This window comes from Neobacillus rhizophilus, from assembly GCF_018343535.1.
GTDB lineage: Bacteria > Bacillota > Bacilli > Bacillales > Cytobacillaceae > Neobacillus > Neobacillus rhizophilus.
The window spans coordinates 702,224-721,683 of the sequence record NZ_JAGYPF010000003.1 but is presented as its reverse complement, the minus strand read 5'-3'; the positions used below and the strand labels follow the sequence as shown (position 1 = coordinate 721,683).

Below are 19,460 nucleotides of genomic sequence, written 5' to 3'. Positions count from 1 at the left end.
CAAAAATTTTTTTTTGGCTCTTTTTTATTTGAAACCAAAGATAGAATACCCTCTTAGTCTTACTTCTTACTTAGAAAAATAAGTATGCCAAAAAATAACACGTTTAACAGGAAGTTTACTGGGATAACTAAAACCTTTTGCCAAATAATGTGATAAAATTACTTTAGTATAAAATTGAAAGAGGTGGGTAATTTGTCTCTTGAAGATTTAAAAGTTTTACATAATAAAAGGGTAATTAAACTACCTGAATGGATTCGTTTTGCTTTTAATTTAGGAGCGTATTTTTATGAACATGGAATTAAGTATAAAAAACCTGTAAATATTATTGTTTCCCTTCCTAGTGATCAATATTATTCGTTATTTATAGCGATGGGAATTGCGGATAAAACCTTTTCGATGCGTAAACAGATGAGGTCGATTAGGAAAACTATATTAAGTTTAGGACAAGGAAGCCGAATCATTTATCAGGATGAACAGTCTTCTAGGAAAGCGTCTGTAATCTGTGTAGAACCAAGTCCAGTATTTGAAAATGAAATGATTCTTAAAATTAAGGATGGAAAGATTGAAAGAGGTATTCCGGAAAAACAATGGATGGAGAGGATTATCTTATTGGATGAAGAATTCGATGAGATTAAACGAACAAGAAAAGTAAGTAAAAATCAAAAAATAGGATTGGATAGCCCATTACTTAAAAAGCTTTATACCACTAACCAGTTAAATACTACTGCATTTTATCCGGGGGATGAGTTTTATCTAATAGGAAATGTGTCACAATTCGAAGAGTCAATAGAGGAAAAGATTTTTACTTATAATGGTATAACTGGTTCTGTAAGCGATTTCCTTTACGTGGATAACCGGAATAGTTATACCAACGGAAAGTTTTTCTCGTCACAAATAAAGAAAATCGAAGCAGAAATAAATAATGAAGCACCAGCAATTTTTACAAATGTAATCAGCTATTTAAAGCAAGTAAAATACTTTTCAAGTAATCCAAAAATTATTGTATCAAGCAGGGCGGAAAACGATTTTCGATTTCATGAAATAAAAGAAGAAATAAAAAGAGAGATGCTTCAGGGTGATTATAAACTAGTTACTAGTGAAATTGTGGGATTCTTCGAATCTATTAGTGCACCGATACCTAATGGCGTTGAGTTTCTTGCTTGGAGGTAATGGATTATGAATTTTAGCAAAATATTAGATTTATATGATTTAGACGCATGCTCAGTTTTATTTAAGCACGTAGAAAGCAAAGAATTACTTGTTCTTGCTAATGGTATAGAGAGGTTCAGGATTGAAACTCAAACTAAATATGACAACGACGAACATTTACTTGAAGTGCTTGGCGTATTGAAAAAAGTATTCTTCAAGTTTACAAGTAGTTTTCTCCCTTTTAATAAAGTTATTGATCGTGATTTGGAAAATGAAATGCTTAAAAAGTTTTTTCAGCTAAAACGCAGTTATCCTGAAATATTTGAACATATCATTACTCCTATTGCAAAGTCGTATAGAAAAGTAGTAGAGGAAACTAATAATTATTTACATGAATATTTGAGTGTTTATATTAATAGTAATGCAGAAGTTGGAATGAGGGTTGCGCTAGTTACTAAAAGGTCACTTTCCGGTGAGGAGATAATGTTAATCAATACCGAAGTAAAATCATCTATTAAGACTTACTTTTTTACTGAAAATAGCTTTAGAAAAAGTTTGGATACATTTGATTATGTTATCTATATTGGTAATCCCAAATACTTCGGTGAATACGTTACTAACACTTTTAAGGGCAAGACGGTAACATTTACTTCCTATGATATTTTTTCTAATTTAATGACTCCAAATAAGGTTTTTGATGAGATTAATCCAAATGGAGCCTATAGTACAATTTTTAAAAATATTACGTTTGGAGAACCTTCAATTAAGAAAGGTAATATCAATTTAGAACGTTCAGACTCTACTAACGCAACAGTAAATAAATTTATCGAAGAACAACAAAATGAAGATAGTAACTCTTCTGATTTAGTTGAAGCGAATATTGTCTATTTAGAAAATGAAAGATTCTTATTTGCCCCAAGGGATTCAAAGATACGTGTTTTTAATCCAGATGAAAAAACAAACTTTATTAAGCAAATTAATTTTAAAGATGTCGAAGTTGATGATTATATAGTTATTCGGAATGATAGGGATACAAAACTTATTGCTGAAGTAGCTGACCAAGATGTATTAAAATCAAGGGCGAAATATTTTCGAACACTACAAAGCGAATGGAAGGATAAACTGCGTTTTAATGTTAAAAAGAAAGGTATTAAACGTGTAAGTGATATTTTGACGAATAGGTATCAAATTAATACGGCATCATCACAATCTTTGAGGTCCTGGTGTAATGAAGAATCTATTTGTCCAACTGAGCTGCCCAAACTTCTAAAGGCTCTTAAGTATGAGAAGAATAGGCTCGAAGAGATTTATGAAACAATGAAAAAAATTCAACAAGCCCACCGTAAGGCAGGAAGAATTATTTCTGAAAAACTAATGAATGAAATTTCTAAAGACATAATGAGGGAATTACAGGAAAAAGGTCTCTATACCTTCAAGTCCAAAGAATTTAATGGAGCTTCATTTAATATTGAAAGAATTGTTTCAATCGATCATTCTAGATATCTTATTGCTCCTTATAATCTAATGAAACCAATTAATATAGATTAAGGATGGAAAGGAATTGCAAGATATGGGAATTTCTTTAGAAAATTCATTAATTAATCGGCAGAAGGTACTGAATAATGTAAAGGAAGAAATTATAGGTCCTGGACAAATTAGAAGTCACTATCAAAAATTTAATCCTATTGGAACAACAATATTTGAGTCAAGAGAAGAATTATACAAGCCCTACTACTGGGAAATTGGTGGTGTAAAAGAAGAGATTCTTCAAAGGGAAACTCCAACAGAACGTTATGTGAGCGGGCATTTATTTCCATTAGGTATTAGCAGGGATGATGAATTAACCCTTGAAACTCCTGTAAATGAAGATTCCAATGAGAATCAGGATGACGAAGGGAAAATCGATAATCTATTTCAACAGAATGATGGTGTTGAAACGACTGAGGATGATGGTGAAGTAGAGTTATTTCCTCAACGTAATGATTTTATGCCGTCAACAATGGGATTGACCTTTTGTGTAAATAAGGATATTCCACAATTAAAGGTCATCATAGAGGGAGGAAGCTACACTCCGCATTCAGTAAGAGTTAAAGGAGAGAGTAATACTGTTAAGTGGTGGCTAAGGGAAACCGTTGAAGGGAAATGGGATTTGCCTTTGACTGAACTTATTACCCAGAAACAAATTGAAAAGGTTGTGGATATAACTAATAAAAAAGGGGAAAAACTCAGCCAGTTCCAAGTTCAATTTCAGGCACGTCTTCGGGAGGTCAAAGGCCAATATATCATTACTATAAGTGTCACCAACCGCTCTGAAACAGCAAAGTTTGACCGCCAGCAATTAATTTTATTTCAAGCGAAAATGTCTATTATCACTCCTGAAAAACACGCATTTTCTGTTTATCCTAAACAATATCAAATGAAAAAGTATTTGAGTGATGAAGAGGCATCGACAGAACTACTTTATCGGAATGAAGGCGTATATGCTTTTGGTCATGGATGTGCTGCAGATTGGGAACAAAACAGTCAAACCATACAGAAGATATCTACAACATTTATGCCAGAATATGAAACGCTCAGCATGACACCAAATGTTTTTGTAAAAGAGGGTAATAAGAAAATTGAACTAGAGATTAAAATGAGTGATTTAGCTGGCCTTTCCTCACATGGTCACCCAGAAAATATCCTTCAACCCTTAATTGAAGGATATAGCGAATGGATTGAAAGGAAACAAAAGGAAATCGACCTTATTCCGGTATTACTAAAGCCTGCTGCAAATCGGCACATGGATTTATGCAGGGAAAGTTTGACCAGAATGAAAAAGGGACTTGAACTGCTAAAGGATGATCAAATACTAGAAGCATTTCGTCTAGCAAACTTGGCGATTCTTTTACAGCAAGAGAATGGAAAAACGAAACGCCAGGGACGTGTGGAAGGAAATAAAATACTATTTACAACACCCATCAAAGAAAGTGTAATCGACGAAATAAAACTTAGTTCTGCCCAAAATACCTGGAGGGCATTCCAGATTGCCTTTATCTTGATGTCAGTTGAGTCGTTAGTGGATGAAAGCAGTTTTTCAAGGGAAGTCGTCGATTTAATTTGGTTTCCTACTGGAGGCGGTAAAACAGAAGCCTATTTAGGAGTGGCGGCTTTTCAAATGATTCTTAGAAGATTAAAGAATCCTTTGGACTCTGGGGTCGATGTTATGATGAGATACACACTGCGGCTTTTAACGGCGGACCAGTTTCAGCGATCTTCTAGGCTGATTTGCGCCTTGGAATATTTACGAGAAAAACACGAGGAAAAGCTAGGGATATCCCCTTTTTCCATTGGAATTTGGGTGGGTTCAAATACAACTCCAAATACGAATAAAGCGGCAAAAACTGCTTTACTCAAATTACAGAAAAACGAAAGAAATGCTCAGCATTTCATTGTTAATAATTGTCCATGGTGCGGGGCAGAATTAGGCCATTATGAAGAAAAGGGAAGTAAAAAGAAGTATTACTTTGGATATAAGATCGACAATGATAGGTTGGTTATTCATTGCCCTGATAAGAATTGCCGTTTTCATGATGAATTACCTATTCATATAGTTGATGAAACTATTTATGAAAAACGGCCAACCTTTTTGATTGGAACTGTTGATAAATTTGTTCAGTTAGTCTGGCAGCCAAAGGCAAGGTCGCTCTTTGGGATTGATAAGGATGGAAATCGCCTTGTTAGCCCTCCGTCTCTAATTATTCAGGACGAGCTTCATTTAATTTCTGGACCTTTAGGGACACTAACGGGTCTTTTTGAAGTGTTAATAGAGGAACTATGTTTAAAAAATAATGGTGGAAAAGTAATAAAACCAAAAATTATTGCGGCAACTGCTACTATTAAACAATTTGAAGAACAGGCACTTGCCCTTTTTGGAAGGAAAAATGCTCGGTTATTCCCAAGCCCTGGATTAGAGAATGAAGATTCCTTTTTTGCCACGCCTGCAATAGATAAGAATTCAGGGAGGCCTATGCCAGGCAGGAAATATGTTGGGGTTTATACAACAACGGTCCGATTAATGATGTCTCAGGTTATGACCTTTTCGTCGATTCTGCAGTCGGCTTCTGAAATTAAAGAAGATGAACGGGATCCCTATTGGACTTTGCTTACCTTCTATAATACTTTGCGGGAACTAGGGGGCGGCTTAACCTTAACACAGACAGACATACCTCAGTATTCTAAGTCGATGTCAATGAGAAAAGGAAATCTTAAGGAGAACCGATATATTAATAATGTTTTGGAATTAACATCAAGAAAGCAAAGCCATGAAATTTCTAAAACTATTGACGATTTAAAAACTGTGTATACTCCAGGTAATAATAAAGAAAGAGATACGACAATTGATTTATGTTTAGCTTCAAACATTATTGAGGTAGGTGTCGATATCGACCGTTTATCAGTAATGGCAATTGTTGGGCAGCCGAAAATGACTGCCCAGTATATTCAAGTAAGCGGACGAGTAGGACGTCGATGGTGGGAGAGACCAGGTCTCATTTTTACATTATACTCAAATACAAAATCAAGGGATAAGTCCCATTTTGAGCATTTTAGAGAGTATCATCAGAAATTATATGCTCAGGTAGAACCGACAAGTGTTACCCCTTTTTCGGATTCCTGTTTAGATAGGGGGCTTCATGCTGTAATCGTTGGATATTTACGCCAGGCCCTAAACGATGATATAGCTAGGACACCGGACTGGAAAGAGATTGAAAAGTTTATGAAGAACAAGATTCTCCCTTTTTATAATCGGTTAATAGAGAGAGCAAAGCTCGTTGATTCCGAACAAGTGGATGAACTGAAAAAGAGATTCTTAACTGCCTTAAAAAGGCTGGAAAAAGGCGGATATACTGCATGGAAGGTTGATTCAAATGTTACAGGATATATGTATCCAGCAGGAACCGTTGTTCCCAAATTATTAAAAAACCAAGCAGAATCTATGATTAATTCCATGAGAAATGTGGATTCTGAATGCAGGGGTTTAATTGCTTCTGTTTATATTTCTGAGTCGAATTCTGATGATAGTGAAAGCAGTTGGGAGGCTCTGTTCTCATGAAAGACTTACCTTTAAGAAGAGGGCAGTTAGTTACAACCTTTGGACCAGGGGCCTTAGTTATTAGCCCAGAAGGGGAATCGGCCATGATAGGCGCCCTGGATAAATGGTATTACGACAAGAATGAACGCCGTATTGATTCGTTAGATGAATTTGATATTCACGAACCAAGGCTAAAATCATTATTGAAGGTTAAGCAATTATTATTACCGCCTGATTTTAGACCAAGCTATAAATATAAAGGCGCAGGAAATGCAATAACTCAAACTAATACTGATATCTATATACCTTTGTTAAGATTTCCTACTTGGCATTACTGCCCTTCTTGTAAAACTCTGCATCAAACATCAATGTCATCTAGGACCAGCTGGCTGGACTGCAAAGAGTGTAAAAAACAAAGAAAGATGATACAGGTACCCTTTGTTATGGTTTGTAATCAAGGGCATATATCCGATTTCCCTTGGAGAGAATGGGTGCATGGCGATGAAAATACAACCTGTAATGGATTAATGAAGTTGGTTTCTACTGGAGGAGCGACTCTAGATTCCCTTAAGGTTAAATGCAGCTGTAACAAAGAAAGGTCTCTTAGAGGAATAATGTCACGTAAATCAAACTCTGAAATGGAAGAGGATAGAGTCAGTGAACTTAGCAGGAGATTAAATGAAAAGACAAATGAATTATATCAATGCCCGGGTTATACACCATGGTATGGCTCCGAAAAAGATCAAGAAGGCTGCACTTCTTTTCCTGTAGCAGTATTAAAAAACTCTATTAATGTGTATTATCCCAATACTATAAGTGCTATTCACTTGCCTGGGGAAAACAAAGAAGTAGAAGATATTATAGATATGTTTGAAAAAAATGGAATTAGTTCTTCTTTGCTTAGTGACTTTGACAAAATTGAAGATAAGATAAAGATTGCCAAAAGATTATGTCCTCCTGAATTTAAAGAATTTAATCAATCGGATATAGAATTAGCAATTCTTTATATTGAAGGGGCATTAGAGGATGAAGCAGAAGTTGAACAAGTTAAATCGAAACGAGCTGAAACTGAACTAAGGAAAAAAGAATTCGAAACTTTGATAAAAGAGATAGAATCTAAAAACTTAAAGGTAAAAAAAGAATGGAATTGCGAACAGGTTGTTATTGAGGATTACTCCACCTATTTTAGTCTTATTAATCGGGTTACGAAGTTAAAGGAAACGATAGCCTTGACCGGTTTTAGCCGCCTTAGCATGAATGAAGATGAAAAGAGTCAGAATCAAATTATCAAGGGAAAGAAACTTCTGTTTAAAGACCCAAATCTCCCTGAAAATAGTTGGCTTCCGGCCTATAAGGTTTATGGTGAAGGAATATTCTTTACTCTAAACTTTGATAATTTATTGTCTTGGGAACAGCGAGAGGATGTTTCGAATTATTTCAATAGATTGTTGTCTCGTGTGAAGAAAAGGGGTACAACTGTTGATGAATCCTTTATAAAACCAAGAAACGTACTGCTTCATACCTTGGCACATATTATTATAGATGAACTAGCTTTAACATGTGGTTATAATACTGCTTCGCTTCGTGAGCGGCTCTATTATCATGGTGAACAATGTGGTGTATTAATTTATACATCTTCTGGAGATGTTGATGGTACATTTGGCGGCCTTGTTCGAATGGGTAAGAAAGAGAACTTTTTTCCAGTAGTAGAAAAAGCAATCGATAAGGCAAGATGGTGCAGTTCGGATCCGGTTTGCTCAGAAATTGGAAAATCCTATGGCCAGGGCGTAAATAATTTGAATGGAGCTGCCTGTCATAGCTGTTCTTACTTGCCTGAAACATCTTGTGAAATTGGGAATTTGTTTTTAGATAGGACATTACTGATTGATCCTAAAATAGGATTTTTTCAATAACTCGATGTTAAAAAATAGTATTAAGGGCCAAAATCATTTTGGCTCTATTTTTTTCAAAAAAGTTAGTTGCTGCTGTTTCTATCAATGAATTCCGCTATTTTCTTTACTGTTGTATCGAAATCTTTTTTGAATTCATGTTCCCAAACCCGTAGGATGCACCACCCCTTTTCCTCATAATATTTATTCACCTCTATATCCCTTTTTTTATTTCTTTCAAGTTTCTTTTCCCAATAATCTTTGTTAGACTTTGGCATATTGCCGTGTAGTGGGCAACAATGCCAGAAACAAGAGTCAATAAAAATGACAATTTTATATTTCTTTATAGCAATATCCGGTTTTCCAAAAATATTAACATTTTTACGGAAGCGGAAACCCATTTTCCATAGTGCTTTAGTAACTCGATTTTCGAGAGCAGATTTTGATTTGATTGCTTTCATATTTTTTGACCTTTGGTCTTTTGTTAAGTTATCAGCCATTTTAAAACCTCTACTAAAGATTTAATATACTATAGATTATCCCTAATGAACTAAGGTTAAGGTTTATATACATTTAAAAAATGTTTTGTTCTTTATAAACATTAGGCTTTCATTCTGGCAACACTTTATTCGACTATTAAGAGGTTTTACTTCTTTTTAACAATTTTGACATCTTTGCAAATCCTAAGCCCGCGATGCCATTAGGACATCCCATTACCCCAGATTCTTTTTAGACATGAAAAGGCAACCACATTTTTCTGCCTTTAATTGTTTCACTGCTGGAATATCCGCAGGTGCCCACTTAAGTGAATCTAAGTTTTCTCGTTTTAACCAGATTAACTTTGAATGCTCACTTGGCGTCGGTGTTCCCTCAACTACTCTACATTTAATAGAAATCAAATTAATAATAAATGTGTCATATTCATGGGTGTTGTCATTAAAAACTTCATTAAATGTCTCAATCTTACAGTCCAGCTCTTCATCAATTTCTCTTTTTAGGGCTGAATAAATGTCCTCATTTGCTTCCACTTTTCCACCAGGAAACTCCCACATATTTGGAATCGACATCTCTGGAGATCTAAGCGCACATAGAATTTCTTGTTGGTCGTTTTCAATAATGGCTGCAACAACTTTTACAAGCTTTTTCAAGATAACCCTCCTCTACATTTCACTAGCCATTATGATACCACTTTTGAGGGCTAGACGCTGCATGGGGTGTTTTTTTGTTGTTAACCAACATTATCTTGGGTAATTTTCATCATCCATCTTGAATTCCCGATTGTTCATTGGTCCTGCCTGCCGACTTCCAAAAAAATATTTCCCACCCTGTCCTTTCCCTCCAAAAACCATAAATAAAGGGTGAAAGGAGGTGAGAGACAATGGCACAAGCATTATAGAAGGTTCAAAGCTTCGACTGGCATTCCAGGTGGACCTGGACGAACAGGTAAATCCTGTTCTAAAAACCAAAACATTTAGCAACATCAAAATGGAATCGACTACTGATCAGTTATTCCAGGTTGCACAAGCCATTTCTGGGATTATGCATCTACCCGCTAAACAAAACCGAGCGCAGTGACAGCACTGAACTAACCGCGTAATCGCGGTGAACAGGTGATGCACGGGAACGGTTCTCATGATCTAAAACTGCTTTAAGGCTATTTATCACCGAATCTTCCAATCTAACAAGGAGGTAATTAGTTAAAAAGTGAGGCAAAAGAACCGTCCCCATGCCTCATACCCATGCCTTATAGAATTAAAAAGGCTCTATGAGGTACATGATATACGTTTGATAAACAGGTGGAACAAATGCTTATTTCAGTATGTCAAAAATTAAATTACAAGACTGTTCAAATCTTGAGAAGTACATAAAAAAGACCTCAAAAGGAGGTCAATTTATCACTTTCTAATAGAACCACTGATGAAAAGCTGATCTACTGTGGTATCCAATGCAGAGGCTATGTCAAACGCTAATTGTAATGTAGGGTCGTATTTATCATTCTCAATGGCATTTATTGTTTGTCTGGATACCTTACAGAGTTTAGCCAGTTCTTCCTGGGATAATTTAGCTGATTTTCTTAATTTCTTAATGTGATTTTCCATTTAATCCCCATATTTCTTCCTGTAAATTAGTAATGTTACCAGATATATAATGGAAATCATCTACAGAAACACGATCGGCGAAATCCCATTACCATTATAAGAAGCATTCCCCTGAATAGCTAGATAAATTGACTGTGCCACTTCTAAAATTAGCATGCCTATAACGACGATAAATGAATATGATTGAGCCTTCGCGTTTATAAACTTCCTTCTATCATCACCCTTTTGAGAAAATGGCCCAAAGAAAATCAGGATCCCGCAAACTAACAATATGACTGAATACACAATTTTAACCCAATCCATTTTTAAGTCCCCTCCTTATTAAAAATTTAAAAAGAATTTGACACTTTTTATTGTAGCATTAGCCTCAAAAATGCCAAATACTTTTTACATTTACTATTAATTCCATAAAATTATTAAATGTTTCAATCCTGTTATAAATATTAAAAAAGCGCGATACGGTTTCTTTTTCGTAAGATTAACTTTATAATGCGCACAAGATGATTTTTTTTTGGGAATTTATACTTCTAGCTTATGGAAGGAGATCGATTATGAAAAAAATGATGTTTGCAGTAATAACTGTTCTAATGGCTGTTGTTCTAGCAGCATGCGGTGGAAATGAAGAAAGTAAAGCTAAAAATGCTGATAAAGCCAAAACAGCGGCAACCGATCAGCAGAGGGAACAGCAAAAACAACTGGAAGAAATGCAAAAGAAATTAAAAGCACAGCAAATAGATGAAAAGAAGACTGTTGCCTTCGTGAATAATGAAAAAATTTTAGGAAGCGACTATAATAGCGCTTTAGCATCGATACAAGGGCAAATGCAGCAAATGGGACAAGATCCGACTTCAAAAGAAGCTGCGAAGCAAGTGAAAAACCAAACCATTGACAGCCTAGTCGGACAAACTCTTCTTCTTCAAGAGGCAGATAAAAAAAACTTTAAAGTCTCAGAGGCAGCTATTAATAAGCGGCTGGACGAAGTCAAAAAACAGTTTAAAACAAACAAAGAATTCGAAGCCGCTCTTCAAAAATCCGGCATGGATATGAAAACACTTAAAACTCAAATAGGTGACGAAATTAAACTAAATCAGTATGTTGAGAAAGAAGTGCCGGCTGGTAAAGTAACCGATGAAGAAATTCAAAAAACATATGATCAATATGCGGAACGAGGGAAGAGTACTGGACAAGAAGTTCCAAAGCTTGAAGACGTAAAACAGCAAATTCAACAATCTCTTCAACAGCAAAAACAGCAGGAAACACTCGCTAAGCAGGTTGAAGAGTTAAAGAAAAATGCAAAGATTGATATTAAGATTTAAGATGGTACACACAAAAATGAAAAGTTTTAGGGGCTGAGGACAAACGCCCCTTCAAACGAAAAAGAAGATGAATCTCTACAAAATGTATTGTTCATCTTCTTTTTTATTTGCTATTTTCTGTTTCTTTATAGGAGGCACTATAGTGGAGTAAGGCTGCCGAAGCAACCCCCGCTGTATAAGAATAAGAAAACGGGTAAATTAAATCCGAAACTTGTGGAAGTTCAGACCCACTAAAAAGATGCTGAAATCGCTGCAAAAATGAGGTTAGATGAAATGAAACAATAAAACAAACATCTCTAAAAATAACGGGTTCCGTTTCCTATCGCAAACAATTAGTTTAAGAAGTGATATTATTGTCTTCAGACGAATATTGTTTTTTAGATACATATTGAAGGGGTGTAGGAGTCTGAAGGATATAATTAATGCAATAAACCACTGGATACAAGTATTACCAAAGGAATACAACTCAATGTCAGAAACAGAAATATCAAATCGCCCATTACCAAATAAGTGGTCTAAGAAAGAGATATTAGGGCATCTTTGTGACTCTGCAATAAATAATATTGTGAGGTTTGTAAAAATTCAATATTCGGAACAACCTTATGTCATCCAATCGTATAATCAAGAACAGTGGGTCGCAGTTCAGAATTATCAAGGAAGACCACTTGGTGAAATCCTGACTCTTTTTCAAAACCTAAATAAGCAAGTGATAAATATCATTATGAATATTCCTGCCGAGAAATTAACTTATCTTTGTGATACTGGTAATACCCAACAAACATTACAGTGGCTTATACAGGACTACATTGCCCATATGGAACATCATATTAACAAGCAAATTTTAATTAAAGGACACGACTAAATCTTAATATTTCTAATTGAACTTACGGATGCGATAGTCAAAGAAGGATTATCACTTGATTTTGTGTACTAAAGGGCAGTAATGTTTAATAAGCAAGTCGAAGATGGGTAGTAGATAAAAATTATGAAGTAAAGTGGATGTTTAAATGGCTGGTAATAACCTGAAAGTGATTAAATATAGTGGACTTTCAAGTAGTAACGTGAAGTATCCTGAAGCTAAAACTGTTATTGGAACGATTATTAAAGGTAATGACCCGTGTAGTGAAAGTATTTCTAGAAAGCCTTTAAATACTCAGTAATTAGATGATACTGTTAAGTAGAAAGTAAAACAGGACGATAGCCATTAAATTGGTTATCGTCCTTCTTCAACTATAGGGTAGCTTTACCACAATAACAAATAAAATTAATAAGCCTAAATTATGCAAGTTTATATACACAACTTGTTCAATTTAGGCTTTTTTACCATACTGCCATAAACAGCATTCTTTAATTGTCAAAAACATTTTTGAACCATCTTAAGCTGTTCTTCATCAGCAGGAGACATAAAGGTAAGCTCACTTCTTTTGATATTATGATAAACTCCCGATATAAAAACTCTTTAGATCTATTATCAGATAAGACTACTTCAGGAACAGGCAGCATACCAAGGTTCCCCATTACCTTCATTATACCCATCTCCCTTAACAATTTATGGAAAAGTATCCGAATAGTACTAGACCAGTATTTGATTGGTTAACCAACATAATCTTGGGTAATTTTCATCATCCGTCTTGAATTCCCGATTGTTCGTTGGTCCTCCCTACTGACTTCCAAAAAAATTTTTCCCATCCTGTCCTTTTCCCTCCAAAAACCATAAATAAAGGGTGAAAGGAGGTGAGAGACAATGGCACAAGCATTATTAGAAGGTTCAAAGCTTCGACTGGCATTCCAGGTGGATCTGGACGAAAAGGGAAATCCTGTTCTAAAAACTAAAACATTTAGCAACATCAAAAAGGAATCAACTGTTAACCAGTTATTCCAAGTTGCAACAGCCATTTCTGCTTTATGCAATGACTCGCTAAACAAGGTAGAACGAAGCGACAGTACTGAACTTACTGCGTAACGGAAACTAAGGGGTGATTCTCGTGATTCAAATGGTGTACGGGGATGGTTCTGGTAATCTAAAAAGCTATTCATGCTATGAATCTGCAAAGCTTCAAACCTATCAAGCAGGAGGATTGGAATAAATTGAAGCAAAAGGACCGTCCCCATTTCTCAAAGAAGGGAGGTGAATATAATGGCAAAAACATTGGAATTAATGTTTGGTACGGAGTTTGGAAAGACCGCCCGTATAGCGGTGGACAACCCGAAGGAACCGGTTGATGAGGCAACTGTCAAACAAGCGATGGAACAGATCATTGCTGCAGATGTATTTACATCGGCCAGCGGCAGATATGTTGCTTCAAAAGGCGCAAGAGTCATCGACCGCAACGTAGTTGAGTATGAAATTGTTTAATAGATTAGTAGGTATCGATTATGCAGGTGAATTCGGTCAAATCGATATTTTCTAAGGAAGAGGCCGGATTCTTTTACGAAACCGTCCTCTTTTAAAATCTGATTCGGAAAGGAGAGAATTTGCCGTGGAACAAATCATCTCATTTATCAATGAGGTCGGCTTCCCTATCGTTGTGACCCTATATCTTCTATATCGAATAGAATCCAAGCTTGATTTAGTCGTCCAGTCGATACAGAGCCTTCCTGAGCGAATGAAGGGGTGAAAGTCATACCGCCCTTTTGGAATCACCGAATGACTAAAGCCAACTACCTACGTGGCAGTTGGCTTTTAATCTAAATGGTTGTCTTTGAAAACATTGTGTTTTTAAGATTGTATTTTCAAACCTTTTTTTTTCACTAAACTGAATCTTTAGCTCAATAACAAAAGGCTACCATTTGTGGCAGCCAGTTATTTTTAAGGAAAGCACCCAATTACTTCAAGTACAATATTTCACAATCTTTTTTACACCTCATTAAACTCAATAAATTAAATGTGTAGTACATTCAAAAAGACGCTTTTTTATTAAAGAAAAGCGCCCGTTTATGGAAGATCGTTATTGAAGCAATGCACCCTCATATCTATTCTTTTCGAGTATCCCTGTAGAGCTAACATTCGCATGAATTACGGTGGCATGGTGTTTATGAAGATTAAGTGATTTAAATACCACTATTTATCATCATTAAAACGATTAGATTCGTTTAGATTTAATCAAAACCATGATCCAATAATCGGATATCGAAAAGGACGCTCATTAAATGCTTTAACAATTCCAACAATCGGAGCTATTATAGCAATGAGTCCAAAAATAATGAGGAATGGAATCCCGATTAATATCCAAGAAAAAAAAGCAGACACTGAGATTAAAATACCGATCACAATATGAAATACCAAGGCCTGTAAGGATAAGCTTTTAATTTCTCGATCTGAAATAATAAAATATGTGATAATGGGAACTAGTATAGGTGCAAACCAAGTACTAGCATGAATCAATATTTTGAATCCCTTATTTTCCATTTAAAATTTACTCCTCTTTGTATCGTAATATTTAACAAACCTTTATTCATTAATCATTATAAAGTTTTGGTTAGAATATTACATCAGGCTATGAACTAAATCGTTATACGACTTTGGTCGTAGTCCAAATCAAAATTCCAGTATAGAACTATTCTATTACATTTTCCAGCTACTGAGATTACTCCACTATATGGCCCGATTGTTGAATAAAGCTAATAACGATTGTTCAAAACTGCCACGTTAGCGGAACAAAAAAAAGAACCGCCACCGAAGCCCCTTGTTGAACTCAAGCACCCGTTCGTTTAAGTACAGTCCTTCACAAACTAACTTTTGAATAAGAAAAAGAGGTGCCGCTGCTACCTTCGTTGTTCTATTCATGCCCCCTATAGTTTAAATGCGTTTCCTCACAAATATCATTTTTATTCATGCCCTATTTACTTATAACGATGGATAATTTATAGTTTGCATACTTGTTTAACTCTAATAAAAATTGATTTAACGCTTCATTATTTGGAAACCTGCACTCCAAAAGATAACAGCTATCTCCACTGATTTTATAATTATTGATGACATACCCCTCTTTTGTTTGGATAAATGAGAGATAGGGTTGATGGTGTGTACCATCTATATAAATATTGATAAAGGCATACGTAAAGCACCTAATTTTGCTTGATTTACTTTAATGCTATACCCCTCAATAACCCCATTGTCCTCTGATTATGGAACCTTTTCCTATCACTTTGATGTTGAGGCAATGAAGACTTTAAAAGAAAAGAGGAACATCGTAGGGAATATCTTCTTATTTCGGGTGGTGACATCTTGGCTTGTACTACCCCTTATAAGGCAACCCACCCTCAGGAATGAAACTTCCACATTCAAAACAATCGGTGAAATCTTCAATGGTAGGATTAAAGCCTTTGGAATATCAATCCTCAAAGACAGAGGCTGAATTCTTTAATGAATTTAATCTCAGTACAGAGTTTAATGGGGTAAGTAACACGGAAACTGTAATTGTTAAAACGTCCTTAATCTATGTAAAAGAGCAAGGCTGGAAAATGGATGATGTAGAGTTTGTCGGACAATCAACAGGTCGGGAATAAACTTAATTGTAAGTTGAAGGTAGTCATCCTGATAGATAAACTATGGGGAACCACCATTCAAAGATTTGATTAGGAAGCGTTTTTGAACCTATTCTCTAAAAGTAAAGTGAAAAAACTCTCTTTCGGAAGGAGAGTTTTGCTTTTCGTGAGGCATTTTTATTGGATGATACCTCTACGCAAGGCTTCGGCCACTCCTTGAACACGATTGAACACCTCGAGTTTTCGAATGGCGGATCGGACATAATCTTGGACGGTAAATTCGCTAATATTAAGAGATGCAGCCATTTCCTTCGTGCTTTCACCCCAAGACATTTTCTGCAATACTTCAATCTCCCGCTTGCAAAGTCTTTTAGGGTCGCTAGGGTAGTCATCTATTCCGAATATTTGCCCTAAATGTTTCCCATATACACTTAGAGAGTGTACAAGGCTATCTCTAACGGTAAAGGAATCTGTACTCCCCATGCAGGCATAGCCAACAACGTGTGAGGCATAGCTAAGGGGAACTACCAGCAATTCAGTTGTCATACCATTGGTGTACTTTATCGGCATTTGGTGGATTAATTGAGAATCGATATGTTTTGGCTTTCTCTCTTGAATGGCCGAATAGATAGGTGGCATGTTCCGAACATCTTCTCTCCATTCCCGCAAGGAAGATATCCCTTGTTTATCAATTCGCAATATGCCTTCACCGATTTTGCTTAAAGTCGAATAGAAATAGAGACCCACACGAGAAAATTGGAAAAGATCCATAAATCCCCGAACGGCAAGGATTTGCTTTTCATCAAGGGAACGAGCTGACTCAATGGATTTAATTTGATTTTTTAAGTCTGTACTAAGCATGAATTGATCCCCTCTCTTCCATCTGAATATTCATATTATACATAATAATCATTTAATTATAAACCCTATAGCAATGTTATAAATAATTTGATTTTAGTGTAATATTACACTTTTGGTACAATGTTATTGATGTCAATAAGGGAAAGGGTGAATTATCTAAAAATAATCGATGAGTGGAAGAGAAGCTTAATGGAGAAGTACCCCCTATTTTTAGGGGATATATCATTCGAAAAAATTAGTTTATTATCAGCAGTGTAAGCGATTACGATGGTGAAAGCCACGAAAGTTTAGGAATGATAAAGGTCATTTTCAAAATTGAATTCATATTTTCAGAAAGCAGGTGGTGGAAATGAATAATTCTTTTTCTGAATTTCATTTAAGAACATCCATATTCAGCGGAGCGGGATCAAGAAGCATACTTCCGCAAATGATTCAGGGGTTAAGCGGAAAGCGGGCAATTCTGTTTACGGATAAGGGATTAATCCAGGCAGGCGTTGCTGCTCAAATCATTAGTCTGTTTAAAAGCATACAGGAGAACGTAGAGATTGTTGGTGTCTTTGATGAGATTGAACAGGATGCCAAAGCGGAAAATGTCACCAAGGCTGTCCGGTTTTTCAAAGAGCATCAGGCGGACGCTTTGATTGCTCTTGGTGGCGGCAGTGTTCTGGATGCTGTAAAGGGCATCAAGTGGATGCTAAATAAAGGGTATAACGATATGGAAGAAGTACTCCATACCAGCATCAGAGAATTTCCACCGGAAGCGCAGCCGACAGGCATCCCGCATGTGGCGATTCCTACTACAGCAGGAACGGGTGCAGAAGTGTCGCCAATGGCTGTCATTTTTAATGAAAAGTTGGGATTGAAAGTTGTAGTCAGGACTCCGTTTCTCAGTGCTGACATAGCTATTTTAGATTCCGAGTTAACGGTTGGATTGCCTCCAAGGATAACGGCTTTTACAGGAATGGATGCTCTGACGCATGCGGTGGAAGGTTATTTTTCAACAACAGCTACTCCGTTTACGGATTCCTATGCTCTGTATGCCGCTCAATTGATTGCGGAGAATCTGCCTATCGCAGTCAAGGAAGGAACTAATCTGGAAGCTAGAGGCAATATGTTGATGGCAAGTGCGATGGCAATTACAGCCTTCGGATTTGGCAACAATGGAGTGCCCGTGCATAATATGGCGCATGTATTTGGGGCCAAGTTTAGAATTCCGCACGGCTTGGCTAATTCGGTGCTTCTGCCAAATGTGATGGCTGCCCTTCCTTCCTTCTATTTACCGAAAATTAAGCGATTTGCTAAAGCATTGGGTATTGAAAATTCATCTTCTCATCCGGAGGAATGTTTAACGGAAGTGATTAGCTTTATTCGCAATCTACGTCATCAAATTGAGTTACCGGATACGTTTGCTGAATTTAACCTTGATGCCGATGCGCTTCACTCTATTGTTGCTGATGTGCAAAGTGATTCAGCCTCAGGAAAATTTCTTATCCCGGCGGATATCATTATCAAAGTGACAGAGGAAGTTTCTGGACTTACTCCTAGCAAGGTAAACCAATAGCGTAATCAAAGGAGGGGAAGTCCAATCATGTTAGATCCTCAAGCGAAAACTTTTCTGCATATGTTGGGAGAAAGAGAACCAAACTCTGCTCTGACACTGGAGGAAAACCGTGCCAAATCAGCGGCACTCCGTGAACTGGCAGGTCTAGCAGAGTCAGTAGCCAAAGTAGAAGAATACATGATTCCCGTGGAAAATGGAGAAATCAAGGCGAGGATATATACCCCAGAAGGAGAAGGACCCTTTCCAATCTTTATCTATCTTCATGGAGGAGGATGGGTGTTAGGAGATCTTGATACGGCAGATGCACCTTGCCGTAGTCTTACTAATCAGGCAGAGTGCATTGTGGTGTCAGTTGAATATCGTCTGGCTCCTGAACATAAGTTTCCTATTCCTTTAGAAGATTGTTACGAAGCAGCAAAGTGGGTAGCCAATTATGCTAAAGAATGGAAGGGAGATCCAACGAGAATAGCGATCGGTGGAGACAGTGCTGGTGGAAATCTTGCTGCATCCGTCGCGATAAAAGCAAGAGATCAGGGAGGTCCAACTTTTGTATCCCAAGTTTTGATATATCCAGTAACAGATGCTTCTTTTAATACGCCATCCTATAAAGAGAGTGGAGAAGGCTATTTCCTAACACAGGAGAACATGGAGTGGTTTTCTCAGCAATATCTTCAAAAGGAAGAAGACAAACTAAACGTTTTCGTAGCACCGCTGCTTGCAGAAAACCTAAGTATGCTTCCTCCTGCGTTAGTAATTACGGCGGAATATGATCCACTACGCGATGAAGGAATGGCCTATGCCAAACGATTGCATCTAGCAGGTGTTCAAGTAGAATCCACTTGTTACGAAGGAATGATTCATGGATTTTTCTGGATGGCGGGAATTATGGATAAAGGCAAACAGGCAATCGAACAAGTAGCCCGCTACTTGCATACAGCCTTTCATTAACAAATACCAGTTAGTAGGGATTTAATTGTCTTTTTCAAAGATAGATCATTCCATGGGCAAAACTTAATTTTTTATTAA

At 36.5% G+C, this 19,460-nt stretch carries 22 protein-coding genes and 1 pseudogene; 14 read left to right on the top strand and 9 right to left on the bottom strand.

The window, feature by feature from the left end; all coding sequences use genetic code 11:
- The first annotated feature begins 192 nt into the window (after positions 1 to 192).
- The 4 genes from KHA99_RS17085 to drmB are packed head-to-tail and all read left to right on the top strand — an operon-like array spanning position 193 to position 8,133.
- Positions 193 to 1,170, top strand: coding sequence for a hypothetical protein (locus KHA99_RS17085; RefSeq protein ID WP_213118657.1), 978 nt, complete (start codon positions 193 to 195; stop codon positions 1,168 to 1,170).
- Between the two features lie 6 nt (positions 1,171 to 1,176).
- Positions 1,177 to 2,697 (top strand): DISARM anti-phage system protein DrmE domain-containing protein, encoded by a 1,521-nt coding sequence (locus KHA99_RS17080; RefSeq protein ID WP_213118656.1) that lies wholly within the window; start codon positions 1,177 to 1,179, stop codon positions 2,695 to 2,697.
- A 22-nt stretch (positions 2,698 to 2,719) separates the two neighbouring features.
- Positions 2,720 to 6,241, top strand: a complete 3,522-nt coding sequence (locus KHA99_RS17075) for a helicase-related protein (RefSeq protein WP_213118655.1) — start codon at positions 2,720 to 2,722, stop codon at positions 6,239 to 6,241.
- Entirely contained in the window at positions 6,238 to 8,133 is a 1,896-nt protein-coding gene (drmB, locus tag KHA99_RS17070; protein ID WP_213118654.1) for an MrfA Zn-binding domain-containing protein, read from the top strand. Before KHA99_RS17075 ends, drmB begins: the two co-directional genes overlap by 4 nt.
- A gap of 62 nt (positions 8,134 to 8,195) precedes the next feature.
- On the opposite strand, the gene KHA99_RS17065 is transcribed toward drmB, so the two are convergent.
- The gene (locus tag KHA99_RS17065; protein WP_213118653.1) at positions 8,196 to 8,609 is read right to left on the bottom strand and encodes a very short patch repair endonuclease; all 414 of its coding nucleotides are present in this window, start codon (positions 8,607 to 8,609) and stop codon (positions 8,196 to 8,198) included.
- A 213-nt stretch (positions 8,610 to 8,822) separates the two neighbouring features.
- Entirely contained in the window at positions 8,823 to 9,257 is a 435-nt protein-coding gene (locus KHA99_RS17060; protein ID WP_213118652.1) for a (deoxy)nucleoside triphosphate pyrophosphohydrolase, read from the bottom strand.
- A gap of 220 nt (positions 9,258 to 9,477) precedes the next feature.
- Between KHA99_RS17060 and KHA99_RS30850 the strand changes: the two genes are divergently transcribed.
- Complete coding sequence (locus KHA99_RS30850; RefSeq protein ID WP_307852082.1) at positions 9,478 to 9,684, top strand: DUF1659 domain-containing protein; 207 nt, start codon at positions 9,478 to 9,480, stop codon at positions 9,682 to 9,684.
- A 320-nt stretch (positions 9,685 to 10,004) separates the two neighbouring features.
- Here KHA99_RS30850 and KHA99_RS17050 read toward each other — a convergent pair whose 3' ends face one another.
- Together KHA99_RS17050 and KHA99_RS17045 are read right to left on the bottom strand one after the other, a co-directional pair.
- Complete coding sequence (locus tag KHA99_RS17050; RefSeq protein WP_213118651.1) at positions 10,005 to 10,208, bottom strand: helix-turn-helix transcriptional regulator; 204 nt, start codon at positions 10,206 to 10,208, stop codon at positions 10,005 to 10,007.
- A 60-nt stretch (positions 10,209 to 10,268) separates the two neighbouring features.
- Positions 10,269 to 10,511: a hypothetical protein gene (locus tag KHA99_RS17045; protein WP_213118650.1), complete on the bottom strand. Its 243-nt coding sequence runs from the start codon at positions 10,509 to 10,511 to the stop codon at positions 10,269 to 10,271.
- A 248-nt stretch (positions 10,512 to 10,759) separates the two neighbouring features.
- Here KHA99_RS17045 and KHA99_RS17040 point away from each other — a divergent pair, with 248 nt between their 5' ends.
- From KHA99_RS17040 to KHA99_RS17030, 3 genes are all read left to right on the top strand, one after another.
- Positions 10,760 to 11,524 carry a SurA N-terminal domain-containing protein gene (locus KHA99_RS17040; RefSeq protein WP_213118649.1) on the top strand — a complete coding sequence of 255 codons (765 nt, stop codon included), beginning with the start codon at positions 10,760 to 10,762 and terminating at the stop codon, positions 11,522 to 11,524.
- Between the two features lie 469 nt (positions 11,525 to 11,993).
- Positions 11,994 to 12,386 carry a DinB family protein gene (locus KHA99_RS17035; protein ID WP_249366709.1) on the top strand — a complete coding sequence of 131 codons (393 nt, stop codon included), beginning with the start codon at positions 11,994 to 11,996 and terminating at the stop codon, positions 12,384 to 12,386.
- Positions 12,387 to 12,531: 145 nt separating this feature from the next.
- A complete protein-coding gene (locus tag KHA99_RS17030; protein WP_213118648.1) occupies positions 12,532 to 12,684 on the top strand; it encodes a hypothetical protein in 153 nt (50 codons plus the stop codon).
- Between the two features lie 187 nt (positions 12,685 to 12,871).
- Here the strand turns inward: KHA99_RS17030 and KHA99_RS17025 are convergent, their stop codons facing one another.
- Positions 12,872 to 13,051 (bottom strand): hypothetical protein, encoded by a 180-nt coding sequence (locus KHA99_RS17025; RefSeq protein WP_213118647.1) that lies wholly within the window; start codon positions 13,049 to 13,051, stop codon positions 12,872 to 12,874.
- A gap of 217 nt (positions 13,052 to 13,268) precedes the next feature.
- Here KHA99_RS17025 and KHA99_RS17020 point away from each other — a divergent pair, with 217 nt between their 5' ends.
- The 3 genes from KHA99_RS17020 (at position 13,269) to KHA99_RS17010 (ending at position 14,142) form a co-directional block, all read left to right on the top strand.
- A complete protein-coding gene (locus KHA99_RS17020; RefSeq protein ID WP_213118646.1) occupies positions 13,269 to 13,487 on the top strand; it encodes a DUF1659 domain-containing protein in 219 nt (72 codons plus the stop codon).
- A 174-nt stretch (positions 13,488 to 13,661) separates the two neighbouring features.
- Positions 13,662 to 13,880 carry a DUF2922 domain-containing protein gene (locus KHA99_RS17015; RefSeq protein ID WP_213118645.1) on the top strand — a complete coding sequence of 73 codons (219 nt, stop codon included), beginning with the start codon at positions 13,662 to 13,664 and terminating at the stop codon, positions 13,878 to 13,880.
- Positions 13,881 to 14,004: 124 nt separating this feature from the next.
- Positions 14,005 to 14,142: a YvrJ family protein gene (locus tag KHA99_RS17010; RefSeq protein ID WP_213117301.1), complete on the top strand. Its 138-nt coding sequence runs from the start codon at positions 14,005 to 14,007 to the stop codon at positions 14,140 to 14,142.
- Between the two features lie 485 nt (positions 14,143 to 14,627).
- Here KHA99_RS17010 and KHA99_RS17005 read toward each other — a convergent pair whose 3' ends face one another.
- From KHA99_RS17005 to KHA99_RS16995, 3 genes and pseudogenes are all read right to left on the bottom strand, one after another.
- Positions 14,628 to 14,933: a DUF4870 domain-containing protein gene (locus tag KHA99_RS17005; protein ID WP_007083787.1), complete on the bottom strand. Its 306-nt coding sequence runs from the start codon at positions 14,931 to 14,933 to the stop codon at positions 14,628 to 14,630.
- Between the two features lie 240 nt (positions 14,934 to 15,173).
- On the bottom strand, positions 15,174 to 15,311 hold the full coding sequence (locus tag KHA99_RS17000) for a hypothetical protein (protein ID WP_213118644.1): 138 nt from the start codon (positions 15,309 to 15,311) through the stop codon (positions 15,174 to 15,176).
- Positions 15,312 to 15,363: 52 nt separating this feature from the next.
- Positions 15,364 to 15,647: pseudogene (locus KHA99_RS16995) on the bottom strand (Lrp/AsnC family transcriptional regulator); the annotation flags it as partial.
- Positions 15,648 to 15,793: 146 nt separating this feature from the next.
- On the opposite strand from KHA99_RS16995, the gene KHA99_RS16990 reads away from it, so the two are divergent.
- Positions 15,794 to 16,033 carry a YddI family membrane protein gene (locus KHA99_RS16990; protein WP_504740125.1) on the top strand — a complete coding sequence of 80 codons (240 nt, stop codon included), beginning with the start codon at positions 15,794 to 15,796 and terminating at the stop codon, positions 16,031 to 16,033.
- 156 nt (positions 16,034 to 16,189) lie between these two features.
- Here KHA99_RS16990 and KHA99_RS16985 read toward each other — a convergent pair whose 3' ends face one another.
- Positions 16,190 to 16,873, bottom strand: a complete 684-nt coding sequence (locus KHA99_RS16985; RefSeq protein WP_213118642.1) for a LuxR C-terminal-related transcriptional regulator — start codon at positions 16,871 to 16,873, stop codon at positions 16,190 to 16,192.
- 349 nt (positions 16,874 to 17,222) lie between these two features.
- On the opposite strand from KHA99_RS16985, the gene KHA99_RS16980 reads away from it, so the two are divergent.
- The gene (locus KHA99_RS16980) at positions 17,223 to 18,434 is read left to right on the top strand and encodes an iron-containing alcohol dehydrogenase (RefSeq protein WP_213118641.1); all 1,212 of its coding nucleotides are present in this window, start codon (positions 17,223 to 17,225) and stop codon (positions 18,432 to 18,434) included.
- A 27-nt stretch (positions 18,435 to 18,461) separates the two neighbouring features.
- On the top strand, positions 18,462 to 19,382 hold the full coding sequence (lipP1, locus tag KHA99_RS16975; protein ID WP_213118640.1) for a LipP1 family hormone-sensitive lipase: 921 nt from the start codon (positions 18,462 to 18,464) through the stop codon (positions 19,380 to 19,382).
- Positions 19,383 to 19,460 lie beyond the last annotated feature (78 nt).